This window comes from Micromonospora sp. MW-13, from assembly GCF_003434305.1.
GTDB lineage: Bacteria > Actinomycetota > Actinomycetes > Mycobacteriales > Micromonosporaceae > Micromonospora.
On record NZ_QKKX01000044.1, the window covers coordinates 26,692 to 42,985 of the forward strand.

A 16,294-nucleotide genomic window follows, 5' to 3' on the forward strand; every position below is an offset into this window, starting at 1 on the left:
GCTGCGGGGCCGGCGTCGTGCTGTCGCCCGAACCGGGGAGGGGTCGGTGTCCCGCCCCTCCCCGGTGTCCGGCGGGCCGACTCAGGACAGGAACTTGTCCAGGGCCGCCTCGATGGTGCCGCTGTCCGGCGCGGCGTACGACTTCATGGTGGTCTTGTTGTAGGAGATGAAGCTCGGGCAACGGGTCGCCGGGGCGCTCACGGTGCCGCCGTCGCCGATCTTCTCGGCGGTCTTCGCCGCGTAGAACGTCAGCGTGTAGCGCGAGGAGATGTAGGAGATGGTCACGGTCTTGCCCGCGCTGTCCTTGTAGTCGCACATCTTGGGCGCGCCCTCGCTGCCGTCGACGACCTTCAGGCAGCCGACCACCGACACCGTCTCGTAGTCGGCCGACTTGGCGTAGTACGGCTTGTTCGAGCTCACCGACTTCGACGACCAGGACGACGGCCGGTCGGGGGAGTTCGAGAAGGCGTAGGCCTTGGCGCCGGACGGGCCGTTGTACGGCGCCGCGTTCAGGATCGGGCTGCCGTCGCAGACCGAGGACAGCTCGCTGGAGTAGCGGGCGGTCACCGCGTTGTTGTTGTTGTTCGGCTGCTCCTGCGACTCGGACTGCTGCGGCGTCGGCGAGGTGTCCGTGCCGCTCGGCTGCGGGTCGCCGGTGGGGGTCACGGGCCCGGACGCGATCGGCTTGGGGTCCTCGTCGTCCCCGCCGACGAGGAGGAACCCGATGCCGGTGCCGCACAGCGCGAGCAGCACGACCACGGCGGCGCCCACGGACAGTCCGACGATCAGACCCCGGTTCGACTTCTGCGGCGGCGGCACGGGGGCGGCGAACTGCGGCGGCTGCGGCTGGCCGTAGCCAGGGTATCCGCCCGGCTGAGCCGGCGGGGCCGGCGGCCCGCTCCACGGAGTGACGTTCGGGTCCGGCTGCCCTCCGTATGGAGGGTGACTGTGGGTCATCTGTAGCCCTTATCGCTGTCGATGGGTGCCCAGGCACAAGAACATGAACAGGGTAGTGAGCGGAGCAAAACCAGGGGACCTGCCGGTGACCGCGGCGGGCCACCGCCGACCCGGCCGGACCGCAATCCGTCACTCTGTGCGGAGACGACGAGCCGTTCCGTGTCCGACCCGGGTGCCACCGCAGGGGCGACGCAGACCCGGCGATGCCCGCTGGTAAAGGGAATCCGTCCCGTGGGAGCGTTCGCCGGGGGCCCTCGGCGGGCGGGTTGTGGGCTGTGACGAAAGTTACTGGGCCGAATGCCGCAGCGCACGCCGTCACCGCACCCGCGCCCGCCGCCGCGCGACGCGGCGGGACGCCCCCCGACACCGGGCCCGGACCGGACCGGTGGGGGCGCCCCGGGACGTGACGGAGAACCGGCGGGCGACCCACCTTGTACGCCACGAACAGCACGGCCACGAGCGTCAGCTCGCGCGTCGCCCCGCGCAGCGGGCCGCCCCGCCGGACGGGTGCCGCGCGCGGGGCCGGTACGGCCTCGGCAGTCTCCACAGGTCCCTCGACTCGGTCACGGCCGTGGTGGGACGGCCCTCGCTGGACGGATCAGCCCCGGATGCCCGCCCCGGCGCCCCGCACAGGCCGGGGCCGCCCCCGTCGTCGGACGGCGGCGGCCCCGGTGGAGTGCGTCAGGCGCCGGCGGGCGGGCGCCTCGTCCCCGCGGCGTCGACGCTCACCTGGTCGAAGGCGGGCGCACCGTCGACGGCGTCGGCGGCGACGGCCGCCGACCTCGCCGGGTCGGGCAGGTCGAGGCTCGTGCGCAGGGCGACCGGCTTGAGCAGGAGCGCCGCGATGATGCCGACCACGGCGATGGCGGCGGAGATGAGGAAGATGTGCCCGGTGGCGTCGCCGTACGCCGCGCGGACGATGTTCTCCACGGGCGCGGGCAGGACGTCGAGGTTGAGGCTTCCTCCGCCCGCGCTGCCGGAGGCGGGGATCCCCGCGGCGGTGAGGTCGTGGGTGATCTGGTCGCTGACCCGGCGGGCGAGGATGGCGCCGAGCACGGAGACGCCGATGGTGCCGCCGAGGGACCGGAAGAACGCGACGGTGGAGCTGGCCGCGCCGATGTCCCTGAGCGCCACGGTGTTCTGCACGGCGAGGACGAGGTTCTGCATGGTCATGCCGACGCCGGTGCCGACGATGAACATGGCCGCGCCGACCAGGACCAGCGACGTCTCGTGGTCGATGGTGCCGAGCATGGCGAACCCGATGACGAGGACGACCGCTCCGAACACGATGTACGGCTTGATCTTCCCGCTCTTGGTGATCATGCGACCGGCGACGATGGACGAGCCGAGGACGCCGGCCATCATCGGGATGGTGAGCAGGCCCGCCTCGGTGGGGCTGTAGCCGCGCCCGATCTGGAAGTACTGGCCGAGGAAGACGGCGCCACCGAACATGGCCATGCCGACCGCGAGGCTGCCGAGGATCGCGAGGGCGGTGGTGCGTTCCCGGACGATGCTGAGCGGGACGACCGGCTCGGCCGCCCGCGACTCGACCCAGGTCGCCAGGGCGAGCAGGAGCACCGCGCCGCCGACCATCGCGGCGCTCTGCCAGGAGAGCCAGGCGAACGAGCTGTCGACGAACGAGATCCAGATCAGCAGCACACTGACGCCGGCGGCGATCAGGCTCGCGCCCAGATAGTCGATCTTGACGTTCTCGCGCCGGACGGTGGGCAGGCGCAGGGTGATCTGGAGCAGGAGCAGCGCGATCACGGCGACGGGCACGCCGACGAAGAAGCACCAGCGCCAGCCGAGCCAGGACGTGTCGACGATGAGACCGCCGAGCAGGGGCCCGCCGACCGTCGCGACGGCCATCACGCCACCGAGGTAGCCGTTGTACCGGCCGCGCTCGCGCGGCGGGATCATCGCCGCGATGGCGACCTGGACGAGCGCCTGCAGGCCGCCGACGCCGATGCCCTGGAACGCGCGGGCGGCGATGAGCTGGCCGGCGCTCTGCGCGAAGCCGGCGACCACCGAGCCGACCAGGAAGACGACGATGGCGACCTGCACCAGGGTCTTCTTGTTGAACAGGTCGGCCAGCTTGCCCCAGATCGGGGTGGTGGCCGTCGCGGTGAGCAGGGTGGCGGTGACCACCCAGGTGTACTGGGTCTGGGTGCCGTTCAGCGCCCCGATGATCTTCGGCAGCGCCGTCGAGACGACGGTGCCGCTCAGCATGGCGACGAAGAGCACCAGCAGCAGGCCGCTGAGTGCCTCCAGCGTCTGCCGGTGGGTCATCGGCGCGTCTGCCGCCGTCGTGGTGGGTGCGCTCATCGCGCGTCCTCCAGGTTGTCGTTGGTTGCGAGGGCGACCTCGAGGTCACGGGTGAACCGGCCGAGCGCGGCGCACAGCGCCGCCACCTCGCCGGGGGTCCAGTCGGCGAGCGCCCGCTCGAGCAGCTCGCCGTACCAGCCGTGGGCGTCGGCGAGGGCGGCCTTGCCCGCCGAGGTGACGGCCAGCCAGGTGGCCCGCCGGTCGGCCGGGTCGGCACGCCGCTCGACCAGGGCGTGCGAGACGAGCGAGGCGACGGCGCGGCTGACGGTCGACGGGTCGAGCCCGGTGCGGACGGCCAGTTCCCGGGCGTGGCAGCCGGTGGGGTGCTGGTCGAGCTGGACGAGCATGCCGACCAGGCCGAGCGGCACGGCCGGCCGGTCGTCGGCACGCCGTTGCTTGATCATCCGGATGCTCTTGAGCAGGTCGTACATCCGCATCCCGAGTTCACGGGCGGTGGTTTCCACGCCTGCCCTCCCGACGTCGATGGTTGCCGCACGCAACTATCCGCCAATCTTGCGCACAGCGCAAGATTGCGCATTGAGAAGTAAGTCACCACGGCGTAGCCTGACCACCATGGACGAGGCCGCCGGGCTCCGGGAACGCAAGAAGGCCGCCACCCGCCTCGCCCTGCACCAGGCGGCCCTGCGCCTGGCCGCCGAGGAGGGCATCGACCGGGTGACCGTCGAGGCGATCGCCGACGCCGCCAACGTCTCCCGGCGCACGTTCTCCAACTACTTCTCCAGCAAGGAGGAGGCGATCTTCCACGGCGACACCGCGCGGCTGCGCCGGATGCTGGAGCTGATCCGGGACCAGCCGACCGACGAGCGGCCGTGGACGGTGCTCAGCCGCGCGGCGGAGCGCCTCACCATCGAGGTGTACGGCGACCCGGCGCCGGGCTGGCTGGCCCAACGCCGGCGGGTGCGTGGGCACCCGGGCCTGCTCGCCCACCAGGTGGCGGCGTACACGACGGTCGAGCGGGAGCTGGCCGCGGAGCTGACGCGCCGGCTGACCGGACCGGACGCGGCGCTGCGGGCCCGGGTCCTGGCGGCGACCTGCCTGGCCACCCTGCGCGTCGCCGTCCAGCAGTGGATCGAGCACCCGGACGGTCCGCTGCTCGACACGATCCGGACCGCGCTCGCCGCGGCGGCACCCGCGCCGGACACCGCAGGCCCGGCAACCGGCCCCGGCTGACGGCCGCCCCGTCGGCGCGGGCGGGCGACGGTCAGGCCGGGGCGGGGCCCGTCCCCGACCGGCCCGTGGCCCCGACGTTCAGCGGGTCCGCCAGCAGCCTGGCGAAGGCCAGCTCGGCGGCGCCGATCAGGGCGGCGTCGCGGCCGAGCGCCGCCACCCGCAGCCGCAGGTGCTCACGGAAGGCGGGCAGCGCCATGGTGTCCAGGCGGCGGCGGACGGTGTCCGCCCCGGCGGCGTAGAGGTCGCGCAGTGAGCCGCCGAACACCACCATGTCCGGATTGGCCACGTTCACGAGGTTGGCCACGCCGAAGCCGAGCCAGTCGGCGACCTGCCGCACCGCCACCTGGGCGGCGCGGTCGCCGCCGGCCGCCGCGCGCAGGGCCTCGACGACCGCCGGGAGCCCGCCCGGCTCCCGGCCGGCGTGCCGCAGCAGCGCCGCCCCACCGACCTCGGTCTCCCAGCAGCCGCGTGAGCCGCAGCCGCAGGGCAGGCCGTGCGGGTTGACCACCATGTGGCCGACCTTGCCGCCGTGCCCCCGGTGGCCGACCACCAGCCGGCCGCCGACGATGATGCCGGCGCTGACCCCGAGGTCACCGTGCAGGTAGACGAGATCGTTGACGCCCACCGCCACGCCCCGGACGTGTTCGGCCACGGCGGCGATGTCGGCCAGGTCCCCGGCGACGAGGCCCGGTCCCGCGGCGAGTTCGGCCTCGAACGCGGCGCGCAGCGCCTCGTCGGGGCCGCCGATCCGGATCCTCCCGTCGGGGTCGCGGGTCGTGTCGGTCACCGCGACCGCGCCGCCCACCAGCAGCGCGTCCCCGGTGACCGCGCGCCCCATGTCGCGGACGAGGCCGGCCAGCGGGCCGACCGCGTCGAAGGCCGGCATCCCGCCGGGCCTTTCGGCCTCGCGCAGGTCGAGGATGCGACCGCCGAGGCCGACGCGGGCGGCGCGCAGCCGGTCCGCCTCGACGCTCAACGCGAACACGTACACCTGCGTCGAGCGGGGGTGCACCACCAGCGACGGTCGGCCGGCGCGGTGGGCGGCGGTCGGCGCCTCCTCGGTGACCAGCCCGGCGGCGGCGAGGTCGGCCGCGAGCGCCCCGATGGTGCTGCGGTTGAGGCCGAGCCGGCCGGTCAGCTCCGCCCGGGAGGTCGGGCCGTGCACGTGGACGTGGCGCAGGACGGCGCTGAGGTTCCGCCGGCGGGTCTCCTCCTGGGTCACGCCGGGCGTCCCCGCCGCGGGAAGCTCCGGGTCTCGGCCGACCCGCGCCTGCCCGGCCCGGCTGGGTGTCGCCACGGTCGGGCCTCCTCCCCGGGGTCGGCGTCGGCGTCGCTGCTGGACGCCGTTACGGCGAAGGGCCCCGGAAGTGAACTCCGGGACCCTTCGCCGCTACCTCGCGGTGCTCACTTGGTGAGCGGCGCGAGCTTCGGGTCGTTCGCGTAGGCCTCGGCCGCGTTGGCCTTGGTGACGGCGACCGGCGGGAGCAGGTACGTGTCGACGACCTTGCTGCCGTTGTTGTAGGACTTGGTGTCGTTCACCTCGGGCGTGTTGCCGGCCTGCAGGGCCTTGACCATGGCGATGGTCTGCTTGACCAGGTTCCGGGTGTCCTTGTTGATCGTCATGTACTGCTCGCCGTTCATGATCGACTTGACCGACTCGACCTCGGAGTCCTGGCCGGTGACGACCGGGATCGACTTGCCGGCGCCCTTGATCGAGGTGATGATCGCGCGGGCGAGGGTGTCGTTCGGGGAGAGGACGCCGTCCAGTTCCTTGTTGCCGTAGGTCGAGGTCAGCAGCTGGTCCATGCGGGCCTGCGCACCCTCGGCCTTCCAGCCCTGGATGGCGGTCTGCTTGACGTCGACCTGCTTCGAGGCGACGACGACGTTGCCCTTGTCGATCTCCGGCTTGAGCACGTCCATCGCGCCGTTGAAGAAGACCCCGGCGTTGTTGTCGTCCGGCGAGCCGGAGAAGAGCTCGATGTTGTACGGGCCGGTCGGCTTCTTGGCCTTCATGCCGTCCAGCAGGGCCTGCCCCTGGAGCTGGCCGACCTTGAAGTTGTCGAACGCCACGTAGTAGTCGAGGTCCGGGGTGTTGGTGATCAGCCGGTCGTAGGCGATGACCTTCACGCCCGCCTGGTGCGCCGCGGCGACCTGGGTCGACAGCTGCGCGGCGTCGGTCGCGCCGATGACGATGACCTTGGCACCCTTGGTGACCATGGCGGTGATCTGCGCCTGCTGGTCGGCGACCGTGGTCGACGCGCCCGCGTACTGCACGTCGCTGGAGAAGCCGGCCTCCTTCAGGCCGTTGGTGAACAGGTCACCCGCGAGGACCCAGTTCTCCGAGGTCTTGGCCGGCAGGGCCACGCCGATCAGGGAGTTGGCGGCGAAGCCCTTGGCGTTGCCGTCGGAGCCGCCACCGGGCTCCTCGTCGCGGCCGGAGCCACAGGCGGTCAGAGCCAGCGCAGCGATGGCGCCGATGGCCACCGACTTGCCGAGGAAGTTGCGCATGAGAAGTGATGCCCTTCTACGGAGGTGATACGGGAAGCGAAGGTCGGTGGGCGTCAGCCGGGCACCTTGGTACGGGCGGGCGCGTGGTCCACCTTGAGTGATGCGGTGGGAATGCCGGGTCCACGGCGGAACGAACGCGTGAGGCTGCCGATGACGGAGAACCGCCCCTGGCTCTTGTTGTAGACGTCGAGCGCGACCGCCAGCAGCAGGACCAGGCCCTTGATGATCTGGACGCGGTCGGTGCCCACGCCCAGCAGTTGCAGGCCGTTGTTGAGCACGGCCATGACCAGGCCGCCGACGATCGAGCCGCTGATGGTCCCGATGCCGCCGGAGACGGCCGCGCCACCGATGAACACCGCGGCGATCGCGTCCAGCTCCCAGCCGTTGCCGTCCTGCGGCCCGGAGGCCGCCGAACGGGCCACGAAGATCATGCCGGCCAGGGCGGCCAGGACGGACATGTTCATCATGACGAAGAAGTTGACCCCCTTGAGCTTGACGCCGGACAGCTCGGCCGCCCGGGAGTTGCCACCCACCGCGTAGATGTGCCGGCCGCCGGCCGTGTTGCGGGTGTAGAAGGAGTACGCCAGCACCAGGGCCACCAGGATGATGCCGGAGACCGGGAAGCTGGTGCCGACGCGCCCGCTGGCGAAGCGCAGCGAGGCGAAGACGATCACGCCGATCATCACGGCCAGCCGCAGGATCGAGATCCACATCGGGGCCGGGGCGGCGTCCATCTCCCGGCGCGTCTTGCGGGCCTGGAACTCCCGCCACACCACGGCCGCGCACGCGGCCAGGCCCAGCAGCAGCGTCAGGTTGTTGTAGCCGGTGTTCGGGCCGACCTCGGGCAGGAACCCGGAGCCGATCACCCGGAAGCCCTCGGGCACCGGGATGGTGTTCGCGTTGCCGATGAACTGGTTGCCACCCCGGAACAGCAGCATGCCCGCCAGGGTGACGATGAACGCCGGCACCCCGATGTAGGCCACCCAGAAGCCCTGCCAGGCGCCGATCGCCGCGCCGATCACGAGGCCGAAGACGATGGCGAGGGGCCACGGCAGCGACCAGTCGGCCATCGCCTTGGCCACCAGGATGCCGGCGAACGCGGCGACCGAGCCGACCGACAGGTCGATGTGCCCGGCGACGATCACCATCAGCATGCCGATGGCCAGGATGAGGATGTACGAGTTCTGCTGGAACAGCGCGATCAAATTGTCCGATCGCAGGGTCAGGCCGTCGGTGAGGATCTGGAACAGGACGACGATCGCGACCAGTGTGAAGATCATCCCGAACTGGCGGGCATTGGAGGTGGTCCCTCCGAACAGGTTCTTCTGAAGGTCCTTGATACGGCTCATCGAATCTGCATCTTCTTCGTCGAGGTCATCTGCTTCATGAGGGTCTCCGGGTCCGCGTCGGCCCGGGCGATCTCGCCCGTGATGGCGCCTTCGAACACGGTGTAGATGCGGTCGCAGAGCCCGATCAGCTCAGGCAGTTCGGAGGAGATGACGACGACGCCCTTCCCCTGGTCGGCGAGCCGCTGGATGATGCCGTAGATCTCGTACTTGGCGCCCACGTCGATGCCGCGGGTCGGTTCGTCGAGAATCAGCAGGTCCGGGTCCGTGAACATCCACTTCGCCAGGACGACCTTCTGCTGGTTGCCGCCGGAGAGCTTGGAGACGCCCTCGTCGACCGTCGGCGCCTTGGTCCGCAGCTCCCTGCGGTACGCCTCGGCGGCCTGGTACTGCTCGACCTCGTCGAGCACGCCGTGGTGCGAGATCTTGGACAGCTTGGCGGCCACCGTCGACGTCTTGATGTCGTCGAGCAGGTTCAGCCCGATCGCCTTGCGGTCCTCGCTGACGTACGCGAGCCCGTGGGCGATCGCGTCCGCCACCGACTTGAGCGCGATCTCCCTGCCGTCCTTGATGATCGTGCCCGACTCGTACACCCCGTAGGAGCGGCCGAAGACGCTCATGGCCAGCTCGGTGCGGCCCGCGCCCATCAGCCCGGCGAAGCCGACGATCTCGCCGCGCCGGACGACGAAGCTCTCGTTCTTGCAGACCTGACGCTCGGCGGAGATGGGATGCCGCACGGTCCAGCCGCGGACCTCGAAGAAGACCTCGCCGATCTTCGGGGTGTGGTCCGGGAAGCGGCTGCCCAGCTCGCGGCCGACCATGCCGCGCACGATCCGGTCCTCGTCGACGCCGTCGGCCCTGACGTTCAGGGTCTCGACCGTCCGGCCGTCGCGCAGGATGGTGATCTGGTCGGCGATCGCCTCGATCTCGTTCAGCTTGTGCGAGATCATGATCGAGGTGACGCCCCGGGCACGGAAGCCGCGCAGCAGGTCCAGCAGGTGCCGGGAGTCGGCCTCGTTCAGCGCGGCGGTCGGCTCGTCCAGGATGAGCAGCTTCACGTCCTTGGCGAACGCCTTGGCGATCTCCACGAGCTGCTGCTTGCCGACCCCGATGTCCTTGATCAGGGTGTCCGGGTTCTCCGTCAGGCCGACCCGGGCCATCAGGTCCAGCGCCATCCGGTTCGCGGACTTCCAGTCGATCGCGCCCCGCCGGCGCGGCTCGTTGCCGAGAAAGATGTTCTCGGTGATCGACATGTCCGGGATGAGCGCGAGCTCCTGGTGGATGATCACGATGCCCGCGCTCTCGCTCGCGCGGATGTCGGAGAAGCGGGTCTCCGCGCCCTGGTAGACGATCTGGCCGTCGTAGGTGCCGTACGGATAGACCCCGCTGAGCACCTTCATCAGGGTGGACTTTCCCGCACCGTTCTCGCCGCAGATGGCGTGGATCTCGCCGGCGCGCACCACCAGATTGACGTCGGCGAGGGCCTTGACCCCGGGGAACTCCTTGGTGATGGAGCGCATCTCCAGGAGGATGGGCACGTCGCTCATCGTTCGCACCACCTCGCCAACGTCATGGGTGCCTCCGGAAGGGGAATGACCTTCACTCGGTTTTGTTGTTGGGGGCAACGTATTCCTGCGGAGCACCATCCGCAAGGCTCGACGAGCCCGTCGATGTAACAATCCGGTAATGCGGGGGCGGTTCGGCGCCACCCCCGCCAGCCGTCACGCCGACCCCGCCCGACCGACGCACCCACCACCGGGTGGACACCGTGGTAGTTGCACGGCAAGGTATGGACAGTTAGCTATGCGTGTGGAACAGTTGACGCGCTGCTGTCAGATCAGCACCGAGCGTTCCGAACGCCCGGCCGTGCCACCCAGTCACCCCACCCCGCGCCGGGTGTCCCCCGGCCCCTCCGAGCAGGGGCCGCGCCGGGGACTCGCCACCGGGCGGAACGAACCCGTACGCCACGGCCAGGAGCGTGCCCGTGAAACCCGTGATCCACGAACTGGTGGAAGATGAGTTCACCCCCCGGGAGGTGCCCGAGTTCGGCCTGGACGAGGACGACTACGCACGGGCGCTGGACAACCTGGTGCAGGCCAACGTCGATGTCATCCCGCACACCGCCGACGGCCGGGTGCTGCTCGGCTACCGGGAGGACCTGCCGCTGCGCAACATGTTCTGGGTCTTCGGCGGCCGGATGAAGGTGGGCGAGACGCTCGCCGACAGCGCGGTTCGGGCGTTGCGGCGGGAACTCCAGCTCGACGCCGATCGGTCCCGGCTGGTCCTGAACCACACCTACAACGTCAGGTGGGGCGCCAGGAGCGTCGCCCCCGAGGAGCACGGCTTCCAGACCATGCTGACCCTGATGACGTACGAGTGCACCGACGACGAGGCCCGCTCGCTGACCCCCGCCGACCGGACCCACGGCTGGGTCCGCTGGCACTCCCGGGCGGACCTGCGGCAGCTGGAGGAGTCCGGGTCCGACCTGCTGCACCCGTTCCTTCCCGTCGTGCTGCGCAACGCGCACCTGCTCTGACGCCGGGCCCGGCGGCGACCGGCCCGGGCGGCCGGCGACCGGTCGACCGCCGCAGGGCGTCGTCCTCCCCGGGGTGGCCGCCCCGACGCCCGGCACCCGACGAACCAGGCCGTTGGAGGCCCCTGTGATCTGCCGATCCTGTCACGCCACCGGGCTCACCGAAGTCCTCGACCTCGGCGACCAGTACCTCAGCGACTTCCGGGACGACGACTCCCGGCCGCCCCGGTGGCCGCTGGTGCTCGTGCTGTGCGAGCAGTGCGGGCTGGCCCAACTCCGCGACACCACCCCCCGCGAACTGATGTACCACGACCGCTACGGCTTCCGGTCCGGCACCAACGAGGCGATCCGCGAGGACCTGCGGACCGTGGTGGACCACGCGCTGGACAGCCGGCCGCACGCGCGGCGGTGGCTGGACATCGCCTGCAACGACGGCACGCTGCTGTCGTTCGTGCCCGAGCGGGTGCACCGGGTCGGCGTGGACCCGGTGCGCACCTTCGCCCGGGAGTCGGGCCGGCACGCCGACCGGGTCGTGACGGACTTCTTCGACTCCCGGCACTTCCGCGCCGCGCCCGCCGGGGAGTACGAGAGGTTCGACGTCGTCACCAGCGTCTCCATGTTCTACGACCTGGACGATCCGAACCACTTCGTGGCCGACGTCGCCAGGGTCCTCGCCGACGACGGGATCTGGCTGATCCAGCAGAACTACGCCCTGACCATGGTCACGCTCGGCGCGGTCGACAACGTGTGCCACGAGCACCTCACCTACTGGTCGCTGACGGCGCTGGAGAGCCTGCTGCACCGGCACGGCCTGGAGGTCAACGACGTACGGCTGTCCACCGTGAACGGCGGGTCGTTCCGCACCCTGGTCTCCCGCCGGGGCAGCCGGCCGGTCGAGGAGTCCGTGGCGCGACAGCGACGCCGCGAGGAGGAGTTCGCGCTGCACCGGCCCGAGGTCTGGCTCGGGTTCGCGGCGCGGGCGAGGAAGGCGTTCGAGAACCTGCGTCGGCTGGTCGACGAGATCAACGCCGCCGGGCAGCGCTGCTACATCTACGGCGCCAGCACCCGGGGCGGCACCATCTGGCAGGCCGCCGGCCTGGACGTGACGGACCTGCCCTTCGCCGTGGAACGCCAGGCCGCCAAGATCGGCCGCAGGATCGCCTCCATCGGCGTCCCGATCATCTCCGAGGAACAGGCGCGGTCGGACCATCCGGAGTACATGCTGGTGGCGCCGTGGTTCTTCCGGGAGGTGTTCGTCGAGCGCGAACGCGCGTACCTGGAAAAGGGTGGGAAGCTGATATTCCCGTTGCCGGACCTGGAGATCGTGGGTCAGGACGGGACCTAGGCGGCCCGCTGGGGCCAACGAGGAGTTCACGTGCCACGCGCTCTCATCACGGGTGTCACCGGTCAGGACGGTCTCTATCTGGCCGAGTTGCTGATCGCCAAGGGCTACGAGGTGTTCGGTCTGGTCCGGGGCCAGAACAATCCCCGGGTCCCCCGGGTGCGGCAGATCGTCCCGTCGGTGCGGCTGTTGGACGGCGACCTCCGCGACCTGCCGAGCCTGATCGGCGCCCTGGACGTCGCCCAGCCCGACGAGGTCTACAACCTGGGCGCGGTCAGCTACGTGGGGATGTCCTGGCAACAGGCCGAGCTGACGAGCGAGATCACCGGGATCGGGGTGCTGCGGATGCTGGAGGCGATCCAGATCCACACCCACAACGAGATGACCGGCGTCCGCTTCTACCAGGCGTCCAGCTCGGAGATGTTCGGCAAGGTCCGCGAGGTCCCGCAGACCGAAGCGACCCCATTCCACCCCCGCTCGCCGTACGGGGTCGCGAAGGTCTTCGGTCACTTCATGACCGTCAACTACCGCGAGTCGTACGGCGCCCACGCCTGCTCGGGGATCCTGTTCAACCACGAGAGCCCCCGGCGCGGCCACGAGTTCGTCACCCGGAAGGTGACCCGCGGCGTGGCCCGGATCGCCCTCGGCCTACAGGACAGGATCACCCTGGGCAACCTGGAGGCGCGCCGGGACTGGGGCTTCGCCGGCGACTACGTCGAGGCCATGTGGCTGATGCTCCAGCAGGACGAGCCGGACGACTACGTGATCGCCACCGGCGTCACCCACTCCGTACGCGACCTGCTCGACGTCGCCTTCCACCACGTCGGTATCGGGGACTGGGGCCGGCACGTCGTGCAGGACCCGCGCCTGTTCCGCCCCGCCGAGGTCGACCTGCTCGTCGGGGACGCGTCGAAGGCCCGGACCCGGCTCGGCTGGAAGCCCCGCAGCGACTTCCGCTCCCTGGTGGAGACGATGGTCGACGCCGACCTCGCCGAGGTGGGGCAGGAGTCGCACGGCCGGGCCGGGCGGTCACCGGACGACGTGGTGCGTCAGGCGGGCGGCCCCGGCTGACGCACCACGGAACCGTACGCCGGATCAGCGGGCGCCGCGCCCAACGCCCGGCAATCGGATCTTGACCGGCTGAAACCGCAGGTCATACGCTCCGGGCGGCCTCGATACATTTCCCGGGAAGGGAAGCGGGACAAACATGCGACCTGCTCAGCGTCGATCCAGAATGGTTCCCCCGAAACGACTCGCCAGCGCCGCCGCCATCGTAGTGCTGGCCGCGACGACGCCGCTGCTGTACGGCCCCTCGGCGGGCGCCGCCCCCCGGGTGCCCGCGTGCAGCACCGACCCGAACGCCCGGCTGGCCTCGGTGCCGAGCCCGGAGAGCTTCCTCGGCTTCCCGCTCGGCACCGGCCAGGAGCGGATGGTCACCAACGACGAGGTCCGCGGCTACCTCGACGCCGTGGACACCGCCTCGAACCGGGTGGTCACCGGCAGCATGGGCACCAGCGTCCTCGGCCAGCCGCTGCCGTACGCGATCGTGTCCAACGAACGCAACGTGCGGCAGGGCGTGCTGAAGGACATCGCCGAGGACGTCCGCTCGCTGCGCGATCCCCGCCTGGTGACGCAGAAACTGGCCGGCCGGATCGCCGAGGCGACCCCGGCGATCGTCTGGGTCACCGCCAACGTCCACGGTGGGGAGAAGAGCGGCACCGACGCCGCCCTGAAGACCCTGTACGAGCTGGCGGCCGGGCTGTCCTGCGAGGTCGCGCAGCGCAACGACAACCTCGTCACGATCGTCGTGCCGACCCAGAACCCGGACGGCCGCGACGCCAGCCGGCGGCAGAACGAGTACGGGTTCGACATGAACCGGGACTGGTTCGCCCGCACCCAGCAGGAGACCGACGGCAAGGTCGAGCTGATGCGGCAGTACCCGCCGCAGGTCTTCGTCGACGCGCACGAGATGGGCGGCCGGCAGTACTTCTTCCCGCCCAACGCCGACCCGATCCACCACGAGATCTCGGGCCAGGTGGTCGACTGGGTCAACCGGATCGGCGAGGCCAACAAGGCCGGATTCGGGTTCAACGGCGCCTGCGGCGGTGCCGTCACCACCGAGTGCTACTTCAACTACTCCACGTACGACATGTTCTTCATGGGGTACGGCGACACGGTGCCGGCCACCGGCTTCGGCGCCGCCGGCATGACCTTCGAGAAGGGCAGCTCCTCGGCGGTCGCCGACCGGGTCCAGCAGCAGTTCCACACCCAGTGGGCGACCCTCGGCTGGGCGGCGGCGAACAAGCGGGAGGTGCTGACCGGCTACTACAAGATCTGGAAGGACGCGCTCGCCGAGGGCCGGGCCGGCACGCTGGAGCCCAACGAGGTGGTCCAGCCGACCAACACCGTGCAGTTCCCGGTGCCCGACATCACCGTGCGCTCGTACTTCCTGCTGCCCGACCGGCAGCTCGCCGACGCCCGCCGGCTGGTCGAACGGCTGCGCCGGATGGACGTCGAGGTGTACGAGGTCAGCAAGGCCCTCAAGCTGCCCACCGCCCGGGTCTTCGGCGGGCGCGCCGCGACCGACCTGACCGTGCCCGAGGGCGCCTACTGGATCCCGATGAACCAGCCGCAGAAGCACTGGATCCAGGCGATCCTGGGCGAGGACCCGTACACGCCGTTCCCGTACTTCTACGACGTGTCCTCGTGGAGCAACCCGCTGCTGATGGGGCTGCACACCGTCTGGACCGGGGCCGACGTGCGGCCCAACGCGCGACTGGTCGACAAGATCGAGAACACCGGCGGCGGCAAGACCTCGGCCGCGCCGGCGCTGAGGGGCTCCTACAGCTACGAGCTGGACTCCGCCGCGGCGGCCGAGTTCACCTTCACCCTGCTGGGCCAGGGCGTCCAACTCGTCCGCGACCTGGACACCGGCGCGGTCGGGCTGCCGGCCGCCGGCCTCACCCCCGAGCGGAACAAGCTGGCCAAGCAGCTCGGGGTGACGCTCACCCCGTACACCACGCCGGCCGCCGGGTCCCCGATCAGCCGGCCCGACGTGGGGCTGTTCCAGGGCACCGGCATCTCCACCACCTCCGGCTCGCACGGCGAGGCCCGGTACGTGCTCGGCAAGCGGTGGGGGCTCGATCTCACGCCGGTGACCACGGCCGACATCAACGACAACACGCCGGCCTTCACCGGGCGCACCGTGCTGCTCGTGCCGGACGGCAGCAGCGCCACCGGCGGGCTCACCGCCGCCGGACAGGCCAACCTGCGCAACTGGATCGCCCAGGGCCACACCTACCTCGGGCTGCGCAACGAGGGCACCCGGATGGCCCGCGCCGCCGGCCTCACCTCCAGCACCGAGAAGCCGAAGCCCAGCGGGTACACGGTGATCGGCTCGCACCTGCGGGTCGACGTGGACGGCGACAGCCCGGTCGCGCTGGGCCGCCCGGCCGAGGACTTCGAGTTCAACAACAACGACCCGATTCTCGACCCGAGCACCACCGGCACGAACGTGCTCAGCTACCCGACCGGCGACACCTTCTGGTCCAACGGCTACACCGTGCAGGGTGCCGCGCTGAAGGGGACGGTCGCGCTGGTGGACGAGCCGACCGGCGCCGGCCGGGCCGTGCTGTTCGCGTTCAACCCGCTGTTCCGGGCGTACAACGAGAGCGGCCTGCACCTGGTGGCCAACGCGCTGCTCTACCCGGCCGGCGACCGGGCGGAGCGCGCCGCGCCGCGCCGGGCCGGCGCCGTCGACCCGGCCCGCGCCGCCGCGGCGGCCGTGCCGGTGGCGGAGAACCTCGGCGGCGAGTGGCGGCCGTTCACCATCGAGGTCGCCGCCGGTGACCTCGCCCGCGCCGAGGCGGTCGTCGACCGGTTCACCGACACCGCCCGGCCATCCGTCGCGGGCGGCTCGGCCTACCTGGTGATCCCGAACCCCGACGGACTCCAGGTCGACGAGCACCCGTTCCTGGGCGACCTGGTGCGCACCCTGCGGGACGCGCAAATTCCGCTGCGATCCGTGGTGGGCTGACCCGGTCCGCCGAAGGTCGTGCCGGCCGGGCCAGCAGGGCCCGGCCGGCACCGCCG

At 71.1% G+C, this 16,294-nt stretch carries 12 protein-coding genes; 5 read left to right on the top strand and 7 right to left on the bottom strand.

Translation table 11 applies throughout. The features are described from left to right. Positions 1 to 81 precede the first annotated feature (81 nt). The 3 genes from C5N14_RS20935 to C5N14_RS20945 form a co-directional block, all read right to left on the bottom strand. Complete coding sequence (locus C5N14_RS20935; protein WP_243639864.1) at positions 82 to 771, bottom strand: hypothetical protein; 690 nt, start codon at positions 769 to 771, stop codon at positions 82 to 84. A gap of 867 nt (positions 772 to 1,638) precedes the next feature. Beyond that, entirely contained in the window at positions 1,639 to 3,282 is a 1,644-nt protein-coding gene (locus C5N14_RS20940; protein WP_117669820.1) for an MDR family MFS transporter, read from the bottom strand. Further along, positions 3,279 to 3,746, bottom strand: coding sequence for a MarR family winged helix-turn-helix transcriptional regulator (locus C5N14_RS20945; RefSeq protein ID WP_243639865.1), 468 nt, complete (start codon positions 3,744 to 3,746; stop codon positions 3,279 to 3,281). The genes C5N14_RS20940 and C5N14_RS20945 overlap by 4 nt, the downstream gene beginning before the upstream one ends. A gap of 109 nt (positions 3,747 to 3,855) precedes the next feature. On the opposite strand from C5N14_RS20945, the gene C5N14_RS20950 reads away from it, so the two are divergent. Then, the gene (locus C5N14_RS20950; RefSeq protein WP_117669821.1) at positions 3,856 to 4,473 is read left to right on the top strand and encodes a TetR/AcrR family transcriptional regulator; all 618 of its coding nucleotides are present in this window, start codon (positions 3,856 to 3,858) and stop codon (positions 4,471 to 4,473) included. A 31-nt stretch (positions 4,474 to 4,504) separates the two neighbouring features. On the opposite strand, the gene C5N14_RS20955 is transcribed toward C5N14_RS20950, so the two are convergent. The 4 genes from C5N14_RS20955 to mmsA form a co-directional block, all read right to left on the bottom strand. Continuing rightward, the gene (locus tag C5N14_RS20955) at positions 4,505 to 5,770 is read right to left on the bottom strand and encodes an ROK family protein (RefSeq protein ID WP_117669822.1); all 1,266 of its coding nucleotides are present in this window, start codon (positions 5,768 to 5,770) and stop codon (positions 4,505 to 4,507) included. 107 nt (positions 5,771 to 5,877) lie between these two features. Beyond that, positions 5,878 to 6,981, bottom strand: coding sequence for a sugar-binding protein (locus C5N14_RS20960; protein ID WP_117669823.1), 1,104 nt, complete (start codon positions 6,979 to 6,981; stop codon positions 5,878 to 5,880). A gap of 53 nt (positions 6,982 to 7,034) precedes the next feature. Beyond that, positions 7,035 to 8,330 carry a multiple monosaccharide ABC transporter permease gene (gene mmsB / locus C5N14_RS20965; RefSeq protein ID WP_117669824.1) on the bottom strand — a complete coding sequence of 432 codons (1,296 nt, stop codon included), beginning with the start codon at positions 8,328 to 8,330 and terminating at the stop codon, positions 7,035 to 7,037. Next, complete coding sequence (gene mmsA / locus C5N14_RS20970; protein ID WP_117669825.1) at positions 8,327 to 9,874, bottom strand: multiple monosaccharide ABC transporter ATP-binding protein; 1,548 nt, start codon at positions 9,872 to 9,874, stop codon at positions 8,327 to 8,329. Before mmsA ends, mmsB begins: the two co-directional genes overlap by 4 nt. A gap of 437 nt (positions 9,875 to 10,311) precedes the next feature. On the opposite strand from mmsA, the gene C5N14_RS20975 reads away from it, so the two are divergent. The 4 genes from C5N14_RS20975 to C5N14_RS20990 all read left to right on the top strand — a co-directional run bounded on the left by C5N14_RS20975 (position 10,312) and on the right by C5N14_RS20990 (position 16,238). Beyond that, on the top strand, positions 10,312 to 10,863 hold the full coding sequence (locus C5N14_RS20975; RefSeq protein ID WP_165878175.1) for an NUDIX domain-containing protein: 552 nt from the start codon (positions 10,312 to 10,314) through the stop codon (positions 10,861 to 10,863). A gap of 124 nt (positions 10,864 to 10,987) precedes the next feature. Further along, the gene (locus tag C5N14_RS20980) at positions 10,988 to 12,205 is read left to right on the top strand and encodes a class I SAM-dependent methyltransferase (protein ID WP_165878176.1); all 1,218 of its coding nucleotides are present in this window, start codon (positions 10,988 to 10,990) and stop codon (positions 12,203 to 12,205) included. Between the two features lie 30 nt (positions 12,206 to 12,235). Continuing rightward, positions 12,236 to 13,273 carry a GDP-mannose 4,6-dehydratase gene (gmd, locus tag C5N14_RS20985; protein WP_117669828.1) on the top strand — a complete coding sequence of 346 codons (1,038 nt, stop codon included), beginning with the start codon at positions 12,236 to 12,238 and terminating at the stop codon, positions 13,271 to 13,273. A 163-nt stretch (positions 13,274 to 13,436) separates the two neighbouring features. After that, the gene (locus C5N14_RS20990) at positions 13,437 to 16,238 is read left to right on the top strand and encodes a M14 family zinc carboxypeptidase (protein WP_243639867.1); all 2,802 of its coding nucleotides are present in this window, start codon (positions 13,437 to 13,439) and stop codon (positions 16,236 to 16,238) included. Positions 16,239 to 16,294: the final 56 nt, after the last annotated feature.